The sequence below is a fragment of the Methylobacterium sp. CM6247 genome (genome assembly GCF_054817925.1).
This window is the reverse complement of record NZ_JBTXKX010000003.1, coordinates 2363590-2381190: the sequence shown is the minus strand read 5'-3', so window position 1 is coordinate 2381190 and position 17601 is coordinate 2363590. Positions and strand designations below refer to the sequence as shown.

The 17601-nt window shown below is 68.4% G+C and carries 13 protein-coding genes; 9 read left to right on the top strand and 4 right to left on the bottom strand.

What is annotated here, in order from left to right:
- Window positions 1-161: 161 nt before the first annotated feature.
- On the top strand, window positions 162-1022 hold the full coding sequence (gene nadC, locus ACYQOP_RS11950) for a carboxylating nicotinate-nucleotide diphosphorylase (RefSeq protein ID WP_461222487.1): 861 nt from the start codon (window positions 162-164) through the stop codon (window positions 1020-1022).
- Window positions 1023-1296: 274 nt separating this feature from the next.
- Window positions 1297-1968 carry a L,D-transpeptidase gene (locus tag ACYQOP_RS11945; RefSeq protein WP_056426189.1) on the top strand — a complete coding sequence of 224 codons (672 nt, stop codon included), beginning with the start codon at window positions 1297-1299 and terminating at the stop codon, window positions 1966-1968.
- Between the two features lie 88 nt (window positions 1969-2056).
- Here ACYQOP_RS11945 and ACYQOP_RS11940 read toward each other — a convergent pair whose 3' ends face one another.
- Window positions 2057-2404: a DUF6460 domain-containing protein gene (locus tag ACYQOP_RS11940; RefSeq protein WP_056452303.1), complete on the bottom strand. Its 348-nt coding sequence runs from the start codon at window positions 2402-2404 to the stop codon at window positions 2057-2059.
- A gap of 252 nt (window positions 2405-2656) precedes the next feature.
- Between ACYQOP_RS11940 and ACYQOP_RS11935 the strand changes: the two genes are divergently transcribed.
- The 3 genes from ACYQOP_RS11935 to pdeM are packed head-to-tail and all read left to right on the top strand — an operon-like array spanning window position 2657 to window position 7007.
- Window positions 2657-3619 (top strand): alpha/beta hydrolase, encoded by a 963-nt coding sequence (locus ACYQOP_RS11935; protein ID WP_056426195.1) that lies wholly within the window; start codon window positions 2657-2659, stop codon window positions 3617-3619.
- Window positions 3620-3625: 6 nt separating this feature from the next.
- On the top strand, window positions 3626-6250 hold the full coding sequence (locus ACYQOP_RS11930) for a ligase-associated DNA damage response DEXH box helicase (protein ID WP_461222486.1): 2625 nt from the start codon (window positions 3626-3628) through the stop codon (window positions 6248-6250).
- A gap of 43 nt (window positions 6251-6293) precedes the next feature.
- The gene (gene pdeM, locus ACYQOP_RS11925; protein ID WP_461225292.1) at window positions 6294-7007 is read left to right on the top strand and encodes a ligase-associated DNA damage response endonuclease PdeM; all 714 of its coding nucleotides are present in this window, start codon (window positions 6294-6296) and stop codon (window positions 7005-7007) included.
- Between the two features lie 26 nt (window positions 7008-7033).
- Here the strand turns inward: pdeM and ACYQOP_RS11920 are convergent, their stop codons facing one another.
- Window positions 7034-7333 (bottom strand): hypothetical protein, encoded by a 300-nt coding sequence (locus ACYQOP_RS11920; RefSeq protein WP_461222485.1) that lies wholly within the window; start codon window positions 7331-7333, stop codon window positions 7034-7036.
- A gap of 545 nt (window positions 7334-7878) precedes the next feature.
- Here ACYQOP_RS11920 and ACYQOP_RS11915 point away from each other — a divergent pair.
- Window positions 7879-9345 (top strand): FAD-dependent monooxygenase, encoded by a 1467-nt coding sequence (locus tag ACYQOP_RS11915; RefSeq protein WP_461222484.1) that lies wholly within the window; start codon window positions 7879-7881, stop codon window positions 9343-9345.
- 4 nt (window positions 9346-9349) lie between these two features.
- Here the strand turns inward: ACYQOP_RS11915 and ACYQOP_RS11910 are convergent, their stop codons facing one another.
- Window positions 9350-9787, bottom strand: a complete 438-nt coding sequence (locus ACYQOP_RS11910; protein ID WP_461222483.1) for a DUF3429 domain-containing protein — start codon at window positions 9785-9787, stop codon at window positions 9350-9352.
- A gap of 251 nt (window positions 9788-10038) precedes the next feature.
- Entirely contained in the window at window positions 10039-13491 is a 3453-nt protein-coding gene (locus ACYQOP_RS11905; RefSeq protein WP_461222482.1) for a tetratricopeptide repeat protein, read from the bottom strand.
- Window positions 13492-13775: 284 nt separating this feature from the next.
- Here ACYQOP_RS11905 and ACYQOP_RS11900 point away from each other — a divergent pair, with 284 nt between their 5' ends.
- The 3 genes from ACYQOP_RS11900 to ACYQOP_RS11890 all read left to right on the top strand — a co-directional run bounded on the left by ACYQOP_RS11900 (window position 13776) and on the right by ACYQOP_RS11890 (window position 17580).
- The gene (locus ACYQOP_RS11900) at window positions 13776-15563 is read left to right on the top strand and encodes an acyl-CoA dehydrogenase C-terminal domain-containing protein (RefSeq protein ID WP_461222481.1); all 1788 of its coding nucleotides are present in this window, start codon (window positions 13776-13778) and stop codon (window positions 15561-15563) included.
- 205 nt (window positions 15564-15768) lie between these two features.
- Window positions 15769-16977 (top strand): acetyl-CoA C-acetyltransferase, encoded by a 1209-nt coding sequence (locus ACYQOP_RS11895; RefSeq protein ID WP_461222480.1) that lies wholly within the window; start codon window positions 15769-15771, stop codon window positions 16975-16977.
- A 120-nt stretch (window positions 16978-17097) separates the two neighbouring features.
- Window positions 17098-17580 (top strand): DUF2059 domain-containing protein, encoded by a 483-nt coding sequence (locus tag ACYQOP_RS11890; RefSeq protein ID WP_056426222.1) that lies wholly within the window; start codon window positions 17098-17100, stop codon window positions 17578-17580.
- Window positions 17581-17601 lie beyond the last annotated feature (21 nt).

Here is a 17601-nt window from a genome sequence, read left to right as displayed (position 1 = left end):
ATCCTGAGGTGCCCGCGCGAGCGGGCCTCGAAGGAGAGTTCCAGCTACCCCGTGCGAGATGGAGGCCTCCTTCGAGGGCTCCGCTTCGCTCCGCCACCTCAGGACGAGGTCAGTGGGCGGACCGTCGGCCCCCTTCCAGCGACCCTCTTACGAGCGAACCCATGAGCGATGCCCGTCTCGTCCCCCTCCCCCGTCTCCTCGTGGAGCCGATCGTCCGCGCGGCTTTGCTGGAAGATCTCGGCCGCGCCGGCGACATCACCACCGACGCGATCGTGCCCGTCGATGCCCGCCTCTCCGGCGTCATCGCCGCCCGGCAGGACGGGGTGATCTCCGGCGTCGATGCGGCCATCATCGCCTTCGCGCTGATCGACCCGGCCGTGACGGTCATCGTCGAACGCGGCGACGGCGCGCGGGTCTCCCCCGGCGACGTGGTGATCCGGCTCGACGGTCCGGCGCGCGCCATCCTCACCGCCGAGCGCGTGGCGCTGAACCTCCTGTGCCGGATGTCCGGCGTGGCCACAGCCACGGCAGGGCTCGTGGAGGCCGCGCGGCCGCACGGCAAGGCGCGGATCGTCTGCACCCGCAAGACAACGCCGGGCCTGCGCTCCCTGGAGAAGCATGCCGTCCGGGCCGGGGGAGGCTCCAACCACCGCTACGGCCTCGACGATGCCGTGCTCATCAAGGACAACCACGTCGCCGTGGCCGGCGGGATCGTTCCGGCCATCGAACGGGCACGGGCCTATTCCGGGCATCTCGTGAAGATCGAGATCGAGGTCGATACGCTGGATCAGCTGGCCGAGGCCCTGTCGGTCTGCGCCGATGCAGTGCTCCTCGACAACATGTCACCGGACCAGCTGCGCGAGGCCGTGCGGATGATCGACGGGCGCGCCATCGCGGAGGCCTCGGGCCGCATCAACCGTGAGACGGTGGGGGCCATCGCGGCCTCCGGTGTCGACCTGATCTCCAGCGGCTGGATCACGCATAGTGCACCGATCATCGATCTCGGCCTCGACGCGGTCTGATCCGGCGTATTCGGACGTCCGAAGCGGGTCCGGTTCCGCCGCGTCGGATATTGTTCCCGGCTGACAGGCCCCCCGGATAATAATCCCTGCGAATACGGCTAAGCCGCCACACTGTGGCCACGGAGTCACGACCCCGCCACAACCATCGCTTCATCGCGAATTCAGCTTGGCTTTGGGGCGGCAGCGTTTACGTCTTGGCGATCGGAAAACGGTATCCTGCGTTGCGTTACCGACCGTGTTTCCCCAACGTTTCGCCTGCCTTCGAGAGGCTTTGATGCGCCGTATCGCCCCCGCCCTGTCCGGGCTCGTCTGCATGGTTGGTGTCTGGGCCTCGCCCGCCGCCGCCTATGAGATCGACCCGCTTACCCGTCAGCCCCTGGACAACGCGCTGGTGCTGCGCGTGCGTCCGCAGGCGGAGCCTGCCCCGGCCGTCGTGGCGGTGCCCACCGCCAACGCCTCGCTCAACCCGGCCGACCCGATGGCCTCGGCCGTGCCGCAGATGTCGGCGATCCAGCGCGAGCAGGTTGCCTTCGGCGGCAATTACGCTCCCGGCACCATCGTGGTCTCCACGGCCGAGCGCCGGTTGTACTACGTGCTCGGCGGCGGTCAGGCACTGCGCTACGGCGTCGGCGTCGGTCGTCCCGGCTTCACCTGGGGCGGCACCCAGACCATCACGATGAAGCGGGAATGGCCCGATTGGCGTCCCCCGGCCGAGATGCTGCGCCGTCGTCCCGACCTGCCGCGCTTCATGAAGGGCGGCATCGAGAACCCGCTCGGCGCCCGCGCCATGTATCTCGGCGGCTCGATCTACCGCATCCACGGCTCCAACGAGCCGGAGACGATCGGCACCGCCGTCTCGTCGGGCTGCATCCGCATGACCAACGACGACGTGGCCGATCTCTACACCCGCGCCAAGGTCGGCGCGAAGGTCATCGTTCAGCGCTGATCGTCTTCGACAGGCTTCGAACTGAGCAAAAGGCCGGCGGAAACGCCGGCCTTTTCCATGTCCTTCGGTAGAATGCGTTCCGGCCTGGCTATTTCGAGACCGACAGGAAGCGCGACAGCAGCCAGAGCGGCACCACCACCACGGCACCGGCGAGGATCCAGCGGCCGAAATCGTGGAAGGTCTCGAATCCGAGATCGATGAGCGCGCGGCCCGCATCGTAGATGTGCCAGAACAGCAGGCCGGGCGTGACACCCAGCATCGCCATGATGGCGCCGACGAGAATGGACAGGAACAGCAGCTTCACCAGCACGGCCATGGGCGAGCCGCCGAGGAAGCGGCGCAGGGCCGAACGCGGTTCTCCATCGGAATAGCCACTGCCGACCGGGGGACGGCCCTGGTACGGTCCCTGTCGGCGGGGGTCGTTGTCGACGATCATGCTGTCATCCTCTGGCCGTGGTCCGACGGCCGAACTCTCTCGGACATATGGGGCCTCATCGGCTTCTCTGAAGCCGGCGAACCCGGCGGAAGCGTGACCGATGCGACACACCCGAACGAAACCGTCTGTCCATTGGGGCGTTAGGCCGTCTCGTGCCGGCAAGGCGACTGGCATCGGTGCGGGCTTCGCCCACATTCGACCCTCCCGCCCGAACGCTGCTTCGGCCCCACACTGGATGAGACGAACCGTTCCATGATCGACCACGCCCTCTTCGACCCGGCGACGATCGATCCGGAGACCCACCGCCTGAACGCCGAGATCATCGCGGCCCATGCGGCCCAGGCCGATCCCTGGTCGATTCCCCTTTCCGAAGTGCGCGCGCGCCGCCGGCAGGGAACCCAGGCTTCTCCGGCGATGCCGCGCAGCGCGCGCGCCGAGACGGTGGTCATCGACGGCCCGGGCGGCCCGCTCTCCCTGAGGGTCATCCGCCCGGACGCGAAGAAGTGGCAGAAGCTCCGCGGAGCCTACCTCCACATCCACCGGGGTGGCTGGGTCTGGGGCGCCGCCGACGAGCAGGATCCGTGGCTGGAGCGGATCGCCGATACCTGCGGCTTCGTCTGCCTGTCGGTGGAATACCGCCTTGCCCCGGAACATCCCTATCCGGCGGCTTTGGAGGATTGCGAGGCGGCGGCCCTGTGGCTCGCAGGCCCCGGCAAGGCCGAGTTCGGCATCTCGGCGCTCACCATCGGCGGTGAATCGGCCGGCGCGCATCTGGCGGTCATGACCCTGCTGCGCCTGCGCGACCGGCACAACCTGCCCCGCGCCTTTCGCGGCGCCAACCTCAATGCTGGGTTCTTCGATCTCGGTTTGACCCCCAGCGTGCGCAACTGGGGCGACACCCGCCTCGTGGTGAACACCAAGGACCTCACCACCTTCGCCAACGACTACGTCCGCGACGGCATCGACCGGCGCCGGCCCGACGTGTCGCCGCTCTATGCCGATCTGAAGGGCCTGCCGCCTGCCCTGTTCTCGGTGGGCACGCACGATCCGCTGCTCGACGACACGCTCTACATGTCGTCCCGCTGGGCGGCGGCCGGCAATGGCGGCCATACCGCGATCTATCCGGGCGGCTGCCACATCTTCGTCCGCTATCCCGGTGCGATGACCGGGCGCGCCCTCGAACTGATCGACCGGTTCCTGATGGCTCTGGCTTGACGATCCTTGCCTGAGGGCCGGCTTCCCGCGCCGTTCGAGGCCTGGTTCGCCTCGCGCGGCTGGGCGCCCCGTCCGCATCAGCTCGAGCTCCTCGGCATCGTCGGCGAAGGGCGCTCGGCCCTGCTGGTGGCGCCGACAGGGGCCGGCAAGACGCTGGCGGGGTTCCTGCCGAGCCTCGTCGCCCTGTCCGAGCGCGCGCCATCGCGAAAAGCGCGGGGGCTCCACACCCTCTACATCTCGCCGTTGAAAGCCCTTGCGGTGGACATCGCCCGGAACCTGGAGGCGCCCATCGCCGAGATGGGCCTGCCGATCCGGGTCGAGACCCGCACCGGCGACACGCCCTCACACAAGCGCACGCGCCAGATCGAGCGCCCGCCCGACATCCTGCTGACGACGCCGGAGCAGCTCGCTTTGCTCATCGCCCATCGCGAGGCGGCCGACCTGTTCGCCACCCTCTCCTGCGTGGTGCTCGACGAGCTGCACGCCCTCGTCACCTCGAAGCGGGGCGACCTGCTGTCGCTCGGATTGGCGCGGCTCCACCGCCTCAGCCCAAACCTTACCGCCATCGGGCTGTCCGCCACCGTGCGCGAGCCGGACGATCTGAGGCGGTATCTGGTGCCGCAGGGCTCGATGACCCTCCCCCCTCTGCGGGGGAGGGTGCCTGCGGAGCAGGCGGGAGAGGGGGCGACCTCTCCGGAACCGGCGCTCCCCTCTCCCGACCCGCTTCGCGGGCCACCCTCCCCCGCAGAGGGGGGAGGGTTAGGTGATGCCATGGCCGACCTCGTCGTGGTGAAAGGCGGCGCGGCGCCCGACCTTCACCTGCTCGATACCGGCCTGACCCTGCCGCTGGCCGGCCACACCGCCTCACAGGCGATGCCGGCCATCTACGACCTGATCCAGGCGCACCGGACGGTGCTGGTCTTCGTCAACACCCGGCTCCAGGCCGAGTACACCTTCCAGGAACTCTGGCGGATCAACGAGGCGTCGCTGCCGATCGCGCTCCATCACGGCTCCCTCGACGCCAGCCAGCGGCGGCGGGTGGAGGCGGCCATGGCGGCGGGGCAATTGCGGGCCATCGTCTGTACCGCGACCCTCGATCTCGGGATCGATTGGGGGGATGTCGACCTCGTCGTGAATATCGGCGCGCCCAAGGGGGCGAGCCGGATCATGCAGCGGATCGGGCGCGCCAACCACCGGATGGACGAGCCGTCGAAGGCCTATCTCGTCCCCGGCAACCGCTTCGAGATCCTCGAATGCCAGGCCGCCCTCGATGCGGTGGAGGAAGCCGCACAGGACACGCCGGATGCCCGGCTCGGCGCGCCGGACGTTCTGGCCCAGCATGTCCTCGGCATGGCCTGCGCCGATGCGTTCGATCCGCTGCAGCTCTACGAGGAGATCGTCTCGGCCGCGCCCTTCGCGACGTTGTCCTGGGAGGATTTCGAGGCCGTTGTCGATTACGTGGCGACGGGGGGCTACGCGCTGCGGGCCTATGAGCGGTTCGCGAAGATCCTGCGCGGGCCGGACGGGCTGTGGCGGGTGCGCGATGCGCGGATCGCCCAGCAATACCGCATGAATGTCGGCACCATCGTCGAATCCGCCAAGGTGAAGGTGCGCCTCGCGCGCGGCGTCCGAGGTAAACCGGGCGCCATCCTGCCCAAGGGCGGACGCGTTCTCGGCGAGATCGAAGAGGATTTCGCCGATACCCTGACGCCGGGCGACACCTTCCTCTTCGCCGGGGAAGTGCTGCGCTTCGAGGGCCTGTCCGAGGACGAGGCCCTGGCGAGCAAGGCCGGGCCGGGCACCGACCCGGCGATCCCATCCTATGCGGGAGCGAAGTTTCCGCTCTCGACCTTCCTCGCCGCCCGCGTGCGCGCCCTCATCGCCGATCCGTTCGAATGGGACCGGCTGCCGAAACAGGTGGCCGATTATCTCGTCCAGCAGCGCAGCCGCTCGATCCTGCCAGGGCCCGACGGCCTCCTCGTGGAGACGTTCCCCCGGGCCAAGCGCCATTACCTCACCGCCTTCCCGTTCGAGGGACGGCTGGCTCACCAGACCCTCGGCATGCTGCTCACCCGCCGCCTGGAGCGGGCGGGCCTGCGTCCCCTTGGCTTTGCCGCCAACGATTACGGCATCGCCATCTGGATGACCCGCGACGTGAGCGAGGCCATCGCCCGCGAGCCCGGCTTCCTCGGCGCCTTGTTCGCCGAAGACATGCTCGGTGACGATCTCGAAGCCTGGCTCGACGAATCCTCGATGATGAAGCGCACGTTTCGCCAATGCGCCGTGATCGCCGGGCTGATCGAGCGGCGCTATCCGGGCCAGAAGAAGACCGGGCGGCAGGTCACCATGTCCACCGATCTCGTCTACGACGTGCTGCGCAAGCACCAGCCCGACCACCTGCTCCTGCGCGCCGCCCGGCAGGATGCGGCAACCGGACTCCTCGACGTCGCCCGCCTCGGCATGATGTTGAGGCGCATCCAGGGGCGAATCACCCACAAGGCGCTGGACCGCGTCTCGCCGCTCTCCGTGTCCGTCATGCTCGAAATCGGGCGCGAGAAGGTCTACGGCGAGGGCGCGGACGAGATCCTGGCGGAGGCCGAGGCGCAGCTTCTCGAAGAAGCGCTCGGGTGACGATTCGGTGACGCGCCCCTTCCCCGGATTAGAGGATGTGATCTTGGCGCTCGGCCAGAAACTCGAACGGACCATCAAGACCCCCGGCCTGACGTTGGCCGGCGAAGCCCTCACCCTCGACCTCTGCGGCGGGTTGTGGCTCGCCGCGCACCGGACCCTGATCGTCTCCGACCTGCATCTGGAGAAGGGCTCGGCCTATGCCGCGCGCTCGGGCCAGTTCCTGCCGCCCTACGATACCCGCGAGACCCTGGCCTGCCTGCACGAAGCGGTGGCCCGCTTCGACCCGGCCTGCGTCGTCGCGCTCGGCGATTCCTTCCACGATGCGCGCGGCCCCGAGCGGATGGAGCCCGGCGACCGGGCCATGATCGCCGCCCTCCAGGACGGCCGGGACTGGGTCTGGATCGCCGGCAACCACGACCATGCCGTCTCCGAGGGCGTCGGCGGGCGCTATGCCGAGACGCTGGCGCTCGGTGGACTCACCCTGCGGCACGAGCCGCTGCCGGATGCGCCGGAGGGCGAGATCGCCGGGCATCTGCATCCTTGCGGCAAGGTCGCCATGCGCGGCCGCGCGGTTCGGCGCCGCTGCTTCGTCACCGACGGGAAACGCCTGGTGATGCCGGCTTTCGGTGCCTATGCGGGCGGCCTCAACGTGCGCAACCCGGCCTTCGATCCGCTGTTTCCGGCTGGTTTCACCGCGCATCTCCTGGGAGACGGCCGGGTCTTCGCCATCGGCAAGGCGATGTTGGCGCGGGACTGAGCGCCAGCCGGCCGCGTGCCGCCTCTTCAGGCCTTGATGTCGGCGAAGGCCCCCACGATCTTCTGCTGGCTCTGCTTCATCAGTTCCTCGATCTTTTCCTTGATCGCCTGGTTGATCTTTTCGAGCTCCTTCTGCGGCATCCCGGCCAACGCTTCCTCCGTGAGGCCCATCTTCTTGAGGATCTCTTCGCGGATCTTCTCGGCGGGCGTCATCTTGGCATATTTCAGGAAGTCGTCCTTCGCCGACGCCTCCGTCGATCCGGACGATGTCGTGCGGATGGGGTAGCTCGCTCCCGGGGCGGATATTCCGTTGAGACCGATGGACATGGCGGCACGACTTTCCCAGTGACACACGCCTGAGTTGCAAAAACGCCGCCGTCGGTAGTGGCGTGAAATCCTGTTTCATGTCAGATACTTAGAGAAACCCCATCGCCGCTGGGGCGTCCCGCGCGGCAAATCCTGCCCGGCCATCGCTGCCGAGCGACGATGGCGGCATGGGGGCACTCTCCGATTTAAGGGCATCGTCGATCGGGTTCATGGGTCGACGACCCGGTGAGTATGGACCATCCTAACCAATCCCCTCATCCTGAGGCGCCGCATCGCAGCGGAGGCCTCGAAGGATGAGGTCGCGTTTCGGTCAGGTGAGGAGGCGGCCGAGGGCGAACGAGACGATCAGGCCCGCATGCAGGGAGGCCAGTCCGCAACCGATCGGAGGCCACCACGCGGTCGTCTTGGACTCCATCGTTACCCCCGGGCCTGGAATGGTGGTCGCCCCATACCCTCCAGGCAGGGAGGTCTGTCTCTACCGAGGGTGATCGAATCTCCGATACAATGGCGGCGAATGCGAATCGTAGCGGAGCCAGGGCACGGTCATGCTTCAAGCGCTCATCGTCGGGGCCGGCCCGGTCGGCCTCACCCTCGCCGCCGAACTGGCCCGATACGGCATCGGCATCCGCCTGATCGACAAGAGCCTGCAGCCGACGCAGACCTCGAAGGCGCTCGTGGTCTGGCCGCGCACCCTCGAACTCATGGACCGGATGGGCTGCAGGCAGGCCTTCCTCGATGCCAGTCTGCGCGTCCATGGAGCGGCCCTGCGCAGCGCCGGCAGCATCCTCGGCCATATCCGGTTCGACGCCGTCGCCAGCAGCTACAACTTCGCCGTTATGATCCCGCAGCGGGAGACCGAGCGCCTGCTGATCGAGCATCTCGCCACGTTCGGCATCGCGGTGGAGCGCGAGGTGGAACTCGTGAGCTTCGTGACGGGTGACGAGCATGTCGAAGCGACGCTGCGCCACGCGGACGGTGCCGAGGAGGCCATTTCGGCATCCTGGCTCATCGGCTGCGACGGCGCGCACAGCACCGTGCGGCACGGGCTCGATCTCGCCTTCGCGGGCGAGGCGCAGGGGGACGACTGGCTCCTCGCCGATATCCGCGTGGAGGGCGACGACGCACCGCCCGGCGACGAGATCGCGACTTATCTCCACCGGGACGGGCCGCTCGTGGTCTTCCCGATCCCCGGCGGCCGCGCGCGGGTGATCGCGCAGGTCGGCAAGACCGATCCGGCGCATCCGCGCCCGGACCCGACCCTCGGCGACGTACAGGCCCTGGTGGACCAGCGCGCGGGCGGCTTTCGTGTCGTCGATCCAGTCTGGCTCACGCATTTCCGCATCAACGAGCGCAAGGTCTCGCGATATTCGCAGGGGCGCGCGATCCTGGCCGGCGACGCGGCGCATATCCATAGCCCCGCCGGTGGCCAGGGCATGAATACCGGCATGCAGGACGCCATCAACCTCGCCTGGAAACTGGCGATGGTGGAGCGGGGGCAAGCCGCGCCCTCACTGCTCGACAGCTACAGCCCCGAGCGCAGCGCCGTCGGCGACATGGTGCTGCGCAATGCCGCCCGCCTGACCGATATGGCGACCCTGTCGAACCCCGTGGCGCAGGGATTCCGCAACCTCGCGCTCCGGTTCATGCTCGGCTTCCACGCCGTGCAGGACAAGATGGCGGCGACGATGAGCGAGGTGGAGATCGCCTATACCGACAGCCCGCTCTCTCACGGCCCCGAGGCGGGAAAGCGCTGGGCCCCGGCGCACGATGACGGATTGCCCGCCGGCTCCGGCCCGGTGCCGCTCTTCGTTCTCTACGCGGCGGATGCGGCACGGGGAGCGAGCTTCGCGGCGCGGTATCCCGCCCTGCTCGAACCGACGCCGCGATGCCCGCCCGAAGGCGACCAGCTGATCCTCGTCCGGCCCGACGGCTATGTGGGCTTTTCCGGCATCGGCGAGGCTTGGGAGGAGGCGGAGCGCTACCTCTCGCGGCTCGGCCCCGCCCGGCCCTGAAAGCTCAGGCCGCGATCAGCAGCGCGCAGCCGGCGACGACCGACAGGACGAGCCGCAGACGTCCGAGCCAGGTCGGCACGAGGCCACGCCGGACGAGGTCGAGATCGACGAAGCCCCAGCCGAGGACGAGCAGGCCGAGCACGCGCAGGTCCCACGGCATGGGAAAGGCCAGGGCCGCCCAGGCGATGAGGGAGGGCAGGATGGCGATGACGTAGTCGCGCCCGCCCGCTCCGCCCGACGCGGCCGCGCCCCAGCGAATGCCGCCGAGGAACGACGCGATCACCGCGCCATAGGTCGAGAGGATGGTGCGTGGGGCCAGCCCGACATTGCCGAGGCCACCATCGCTGCCGCTGAGTGAAAGAGCTGCGAACCCCAGAAAGGGAATGAGGCCGGCGACGCCGAGAACGAGGGCTGATGTCGGTATGGGCGTCACACGCGCCATCTAATCTCCGGCTCCATTGGTCCGTGATCCCGCGATCGTCCGCGATCCGCGGCCAGGATCTCATCTGCCGTGACTATACACGGTTCTCGCCGCGCGAAACGCCCCGCCGATCCAGAGCCGCCGACGGATCGACTCACGTCCAGGTTCAGGTAAGGCTCTGAACAGGAACGTCGATTCGACTTCGCTCCGCCCGCGTCGACGCTACGCGCGTCGCTATCACGCGCAGTCCATGTCCGCGTGCGACCGGTGTGTCACGCACCCGTGGTACGGCGCGGCGTGGTCGGAGCCAGTGTGGCGGGGGGCGGTGCACCGATCAGGCTCATCGACCCATCCACGCCGGCGCCGGTGGGCGCGGGAGGCTCGTTGACAGCCGCCACCGATGCCTTCGGTTTGAAGGCGGTGCTGAGCTTCTGCGCCACCACCAGATCCTTCGGCGCCAGCTTGGCGGCGACATCGTCGCGCTTCCGGCCCGCATCGTCGTCGCCCTGGGCCGCAGCGGCGGAGAACCAGAGGTAGGATTGGACCAGATCCTGCTGCAACCCAAGGCCCCGCGCGTAGAGGACGGCGAGGTTGTACTGGCTGTCGCGCATGCCGTACTCGGCGCCGCGCCGGAACCATTGCGAGGCCGTGGTGTAATCCGGCTTGCCATTCGCCGACGGATTCTCGGCGTAGACCACGGCAAGGTTATGCATCGAGCGGGCATGGCCCTGTTCCGCCGCGCGGGCGTACCAAAGCTTGGCCTGGGCGAGGTCGCGCACCACGCCCGAGCCCTTCTCGTAGAGGCCGCCGAGCTTGTACTGCGCCGGGGCGTAGCCGACTTCGGCCAGGGCCTCGAACAGCTTTGCCGCCACCGCGAAGTCGCGGGGCATGCCCCGGCCTTCGAGGGCGCGGGCGGCGAGATCGTAGACGGAGGCTCCATCGCCTTCGAGGGCGGCCTTGCGAAGCTGCGCGAGCCCCGTCGGCACCGCCCCGAGATCGCCCGCCAGATTACCGAGGGCAGCGACCTTCGGCACCGGACGCTGGGCCGGCTGACTCGAGGATTCGGTCAGGGCCGGGATGGCCTTCGACGAGGCCGGCTCGGAGATCGACTGTGTGGTTTCCGGGTCCGGCCGCGCAGGCGTATCCGCGGCGACCCTGGCCGTCTCGGTGGGAGATGGGTCAGCCTTCGATGCGTCAGCCTTGGCCGTGTCGGCATTGGCCGAATCGGTTTTGGCCGCACTGTCCGAGGGCTGGCCTGGGGCGGCCTGCGCTTCGGCGATTTGGGCCGCCGACACATTCGTTGCGGTGCGGCGGGAGTTGATGGCCTGCAATGCACCGAGCGCGAGGACGATGGCGGCGAGGCCGAGGAGGAGCGGCTTGCGACGCTTGTCGAATTCGGCGCGCAGACGCGCAACGCGCCCGGGGGTGGAGGTTTCCAGGGCGTCGTCGGAGGCACCGCGACGCTGCATCTCGGGCGAGCGGGCCGCGATCGCGGCCTCGTTCTGCGCGGCCTGCGCCGCACGCCGCGCGGCGGCGATGAAGCTCGTCTTGATGTCGCTCTCGGTCGGCTTGATCGCGTCCGAACCGCTCTCCGCGGACCGGTCGGGGCTGGGACGGCGGGCGCCGGGCTCCAGCGGCTCGTCCGTGACGCGACCGAGCTCGAAGGATTGGGCCGTCGGACTCACCCGCAAGGGCTCGGCCCGCCGGATCATGGCGCCCGCCTGCATCGGGGCCCGCTCATCCACGCGGCCGGTGGCGATTCCGAGCCGCTCGGCGAGGTCGTGAGACGAGGTGGAGCGGCTGGCGGCGAGCGGGCCGGCCTCGGCCAGGACGCCCAGCTGGCCTACGAGCCTGTCCAGGGTGGAATGGACGCCGTCGAGCGTCGCCTGCATCCGCTGCTCGGAGGCCGCCTGCTGGGCGCGCAGATCCGCCAGGCTGGCCCGAAGCATTCCGAGTTCGCCCGTCTCACCGGTGGTTCCGATGCTCTCGGCCACGGCATTGCGTGCGGCGCGCTCTACGGCGGCCTCGATCGGAACCTCTTCGCGCAAAGCCGAGACCTGGCCGAGCAGGTCGGACATCGTCCGTTCCAGGCCGGCGATCGCGGGGTCCGCGTCGCGCGTGTCGATGCGGCTGGCCAGCGCCAGAACCTGCTTCTCCAGCACGTCGAGACCTTCGGCGCGGGGTCCGGCGGGGCCTCCCACCCGGTCGAGCTTGTCGGCGAGGTCGTGGAGCATGCCGTGGATCGAGGCGAGGTCGCCGCCGGGAATCACCGGCCGGCGCAGGGTTTCGCCGAGATCCTCGAGGCGGCCGATCAGGTCGCCGACCGGATTGACGCTGACCCGCTCGACCTTGTCGGCGAGGGCGTCTATCCGCACGATGATCTCGTCCGAATGGCTGCCGCCGCCGACGGAGCCGCCTTCGCGCAGCGCGTCGAGCTTGGCGCCCATCGCCTGGATCTGTTCCTCGATCCCACCCGAAGGCGGGGTCCGGAGGCCGAGGCGGATCTCTTCGAGCAACGGCCGCAGCTCGGCCATGTTGGCTCCGTCACCGCCGACGCCGCCCTGCAATTCTGTGATCTGGGCGCTGATCGCCTGGAGCCCCTGGGCGAGGCTCTGGATCCGCTCCGGCCCGGCGAGCGAACCGATCAGGCGGCGGATTTCGTCCAGTTCGCGGAACAGGTTACCGAGTTCGTCACGGTCGGCGAAGCCCGGCGCGCTGCTGCTGAGCGCCCCGTCCACCTTCGCCGCGAGGCGCTCGACGTCGCTGGCGACGCGGGCATGGACGTTCTCGGCCACATCGTCGGCGAGACGGGCGACCTGAACGCGGATCAGTTCGATGGGGGCCGCGATGGCGGCGAGGTCGGAGGGCTCCTGCGCGCGCTGGACCCCGGTGACGAGGGAGTGCATCGCCTGTTCGAGGGCACCGACGTCGCGGCCCGTGGCGAGGCCGGTGATCGATTCGCGAAGACGGCTCGTCTCGGCCTGCAATTCCGAGAGCGCCGGCGACGGCGCCCGTGTCGCCGAAGCGACGGGCTTCTGCTCGGCAGTGGCCGCGTCGGAATCGAGCTCGCGCTGGCGCTGGCGGATTTCAGCCACGGCGTCGCGCAGCTCCACCTCGACGGGGCGGCCGCGCCGGCCGATGGGGCGCGGCGAGGCAAGCTGCTCGCCGAGTTCGACCATGCGGCGCTCGATCTGCGCCAGACGCTCGGCCATCTGTGCCGCCGGGGACAGACCGGCATCCAGCACCGTGCTGATCCGGGCCTCGATCTCCTCGATCGTCCGCGTCGCCGTCTCCTGCGAGATCTGGTGATCCTGGGCGATCTTATGGTCGATCTGGTCGAGACGGCGCATCATCTCGGCGATGGAGGTGGTGAAGGGCGCGATCGGGTCCGGTGCAGGGGCCGAGACGACGGGAGCCGAGACGACGTCAGCGGCATCGGTGACGACGGCCTCCGCGGCGTCGACGGGTGCGGGATCGGCCTCGGCGGATGCGGGATTGGCCTCGGCGGGTGACGGCGCGCTGCTCGAAACGTCGACGAGCGGGCGGGTCTGATGCTGCATCGACGAGGTCAAGCGGCGGCGGCGTGCCTTGGGCTTCTGGTCCGGCGTGACGATCGACGCGATCCAGGTCTCGACCGGCACCCCTGCGCGACGCGCCACATCGCGGGCGGCATCGAGGATTTCCGGGTCGAACTCTTCCAGGTTGAGCGTCGCGTTGCGTTTCATCGTCAAACCCGGGGCAGCGAGGTCCGTGACCCAATCCGGTTTGTCAGTGTGCAACGCAGAGGTGTCGCAGCGGCAGCGAAACGGATCGATTGCCGCTGACATTTCGCACTCTTGGTAAACAGGCGGTTAAGGCCTGTGCCAAACTGGCCTTATGTTATCGTCGACGTCTCGCGGACGGTGCCCCTTTCCCTCCGCACGGCGATAGTTTATATATGAACTATCAAGCGTGCCGGGGCTGAGAGGCCGAATCGGGCATGCGATCAAGCGGGTGGAGGACAGACGAGATGCCGAGTTATCGTGCACCGGTCGAGAACGTTCAGTTTCTCCTCAACGACGTCTTCGCCTTCCATGGACGCAACAACCTGCGCGGCTTCGCGGATGCGTCGCCCGACCTGATCCAGGCGGTTCTGGTCGAGGGCGCCAAGCTGGCCGAGGGCGTGCTCACCCCCCTCAATGCCGTGGGCGACAGGCAGGGCTGTACCCGCCAGGCGGATGGCAGCGTGACCACGCCGGACGGGTTCAAGGCCGGCTACGACGCCTATGCCGAGGGCGGCTGGATGGGCATCTCCGTGCCGGAGGAATATGGCGGCCAGGGCCTGCCGCACACGATCAACACCGCGATCTCGGAATTCACCTCTTCGGCCAATCTGGCATTGGCCATGTATCCGGGCCTGACGCAGGGCGCGATGGCCGCCCTCCTCGTCCACGGCTCGGAGGAGCAGAAGGCGACTTATCTGCCCAAGATGGTGGAAGGCGCCTGGACCGGTACGATGAACCTCACCGAGCCGCATTGCGGCACGGATCTCGGGCTCCTCAAGACGAAGGCGGTGCCGAACGGCGACGGTTCCTACAGCCTCACGGGCACCAAGATCTTCATCTCGGCCGGCGAGCACGACCTGTCCGAGAACATCGTCCACCTCGTCATCGCCCGGATCGAGGGCGCGCCGGCCGGCACCAAGGGCATCTCCCTGTTCGTGGTGCCGAAATTCCTCGTCAACGAGGATGGATCGGTGGGTGAGCGGAACGGCGTCTCCTGCGGCTCCCTCGAACACAAGATGGGCATCCACGGCAATTCCACCTGCGTCATGAACTATGACGGCGCGAAGGGCTGGCTCGTCGGCCAGGAGAACCGCGGTCTCAATGCGATGTTCGTGATGATGAACGAAGCGCGCCTCGCGGTGGGCGTCCAGGGGCTCGCCCAGTCGGAGGTCGCCTACCAGAACGCGGTGGCCTACGCGAAGGACCGGCTCCAGGGCCGCTCGCTTACGGGGGCGAAGGCACCCGACAAGGTCGCCGACCCGATCATCGTCCATCCCGACGTGCGCCGGACCCTGATGGGAATCCGCGCCTTCAACGAGGCTGCCCGCGCGCTGGTGCTGTGGACCGCGCTTCAGGCCGATATCGGCCATCGCTCCGACGATGCGGCCGAGCGCCAGAAGGCCGAGGACCATATGGGCCTGATGACCCCGGTGGTGAAAGGCGTGCTCACCGACAAGGGCTTCGACAACGCGGTGGCGGCCCAGCAGCTCTTTGGCGGGCATGGCTACATCGAGGAATGGGGCATGTCGCAATTCGTGCGCGATGCCCGCATCGCCATGATCTACGAGGGCGCCAACGGCATCCAGGCCATGGACCTCATCGGCCGCAAGCTGCCCAAGGATGGCGGCCGGGCGATGATGAGCTTCCTCGCCGAGGTCCAGACCTTCATCAAGGACCATGACGAGGAGGCCGAGATGAAGCCGTTCACCGGCCCGCTCCAGGCCGGGCTGAACGACCTCCAGGGCGCCACCATGTGGTTCATGCAGAACGCTTTCTCCAAGCCCGACAATGCCGGTGCCGGCGCCACCGACTACATGCACCTCCTCGGCCTCGTCGCCATGGGCTACATGTGGGCCCGGATCGCCAAGGCGGCGCTGGCGCGCATCGCGCAAGGCCCGTCACCGGAAATGGCCGACAAGCTCGTCATCGGCCGGTTCTACATGGAGCGGACGCTTCCCGAGACCGCCCTGCGGCTGGTGCGGATCAAGGCCGGGGCCGACACGACCATGGCGTTGAGCGCCGAGGCGTTTTAGAGCGGACGACAGACTTTCAGTTCACCACGTCATTCCGGGGCGCTCGCAGAGCGAGCCCGGAATCCAGAACCGCCGACGCGACAAACCTGGATGTGTTCGCGGATCTGGATTCCGGGCTCCGCTTCGCGGCCCCGGAATGACGGCGAGACCGAGAGCAGACTTTGAAAGCCGTCGCTCCGCAGGAGCGGACAACAGGGAAACGCATATGCCCGAGGCCTTCATCTACGATCACGTCCGCACGCCGCGCGGCCGCGGCAAGCCGGATGGCGCGTTGCACGAGGTGACGGCCCTGCGCCTCGCCGAGACGGCCCTGCGCGCCCTCAAGGAGCGCAACGAGCTCGACACGCGGCAGGTGGACGACGTCATCCTCGGCTGCGTCGATCCCGTCGGTGAGGCCGGTGGCGACATCGCCCGCGCAGCGGCCCTGGTGGCGGATTACGGCACCCATGTCCCCGGTGTGCAGATCAACCGCTTCTGCGCCTCCGGGCTCGACGCGGTGAACTTCGCCGCGGCCCAGATCATGGCCGGCCAGCACGACATGACGGTCGGCGGCGGCGTCGAATCCATGAGCCGCGTCGGCCTCGGCGCCTCCGGCGGGGCCTGGCCGGTGGACCCGGCCATCGCCATCAAATCCTGGTTCATGCCGCAGGGCGTCTCGGCCGATCTCATCGCCACGAAATACGGATTCAGCCGCGACGAGTGCGACGCCTACGCCGTCGAATCGCAGAAGCGCTCGGCCAAGTCCTGGGCCGGCGGGCTGTTCAGGAATTCCGTCGTCCCGGTGCGCGACGTCAACGGCATCACCCTGCTCGACACCGACGAGCACATGCGTCCCTCCACCGACATGCAGTCCTTGGCCGGGCTGAAGGCCTCCTTCGTCCAGATGGGCCAGATGGGCGGTTTCGACGCCGTGGCGGTCGACGCGCATCCCGATGTGGAGGTGGTCAACCACGTCCATCACGCCGGCAATTCTTCCGGCATCGTCGATGGTGCCGCCGCCGTGCTGGTGGGCTCGAAGGAAGCCGGCGAGCGGGCCGGCCTCAAGCCGCGCGCCCGTATCCGCGCCTTCGCCAATATCGGCTCGGATCCGGCCCTCATGCTCACCGGACCGGTGGACGTGACGAAGAAGGTGCTGGCCCGCGCCGGCATGACCATCGCCGATATCGACCTGTTCGAAGTCAACGAGGCGTTCGCCGCCGTGGTCCTGCGCTTCTGTCAGGCCTTCGGGCTCAATCCGTCCGAGGTGAACGTCAATGGCGGCGCCATCGCCATGGGCCATCCGCTGGGCGCCACCGGCGCCATGATCCTCGGCACGGTCCTCGACGAGCTGGAGCGCACGGGCAAGGAGCGCGCCCTCGTGACCCTCTGCATCGGCGCCGGAATGGGAACCGCCACGATCATCGAGCGGGTGTAGAACCGGGCCGGGGCGGGCTTTCGCCGGTCCCGCCTCCCAAACCCTTCGAAACGCTGTTAGACGGCGCGCTCCCGCCGCCGGAACCGGCGGCGCAAAGACAACATCGGGAGACACGCCAAGATGACACGCATTCTCGCCACCATGATGCTGACCACGGCATTGATGGCGCCGCTCGCCGCCCGCGCGGACGACATGTCCGACCGGGTCACGATCGCCAAGGATCTGGTTCAGAAGACACTGATCAAGAACCTCGAAACCGGCTTCACCGGAGCTCTCGAGAAGACCGTGCAGCCGATGGCGGAAGACAAGGCCGAGGCCGTGCGCAAGGAAGTCCGCGCCGAGTTCGAGAAGCAGCGCGAAGTCATGATCGACGGTCTCTCGAAGGCCTATGCCGAGAAGTTCAACATCGACGAGCTCAAGCACCTCAGCGGCATCTACGACGACAAGATCTACCAGAAGTTCCAGGCGATCAATTCGGACCCGGCCTCGACCGTCACCGTCATCTCGCAGGGTGCGGTCACCAAGATCCTGAACATGTTGGCGATCGCCTCGGCCGGCGACAAGCCGGCCGCTCCGATGCCGCCCATGCCCGGCGCCAAGTAGAGACCGGCGCCAAGTAGAGAC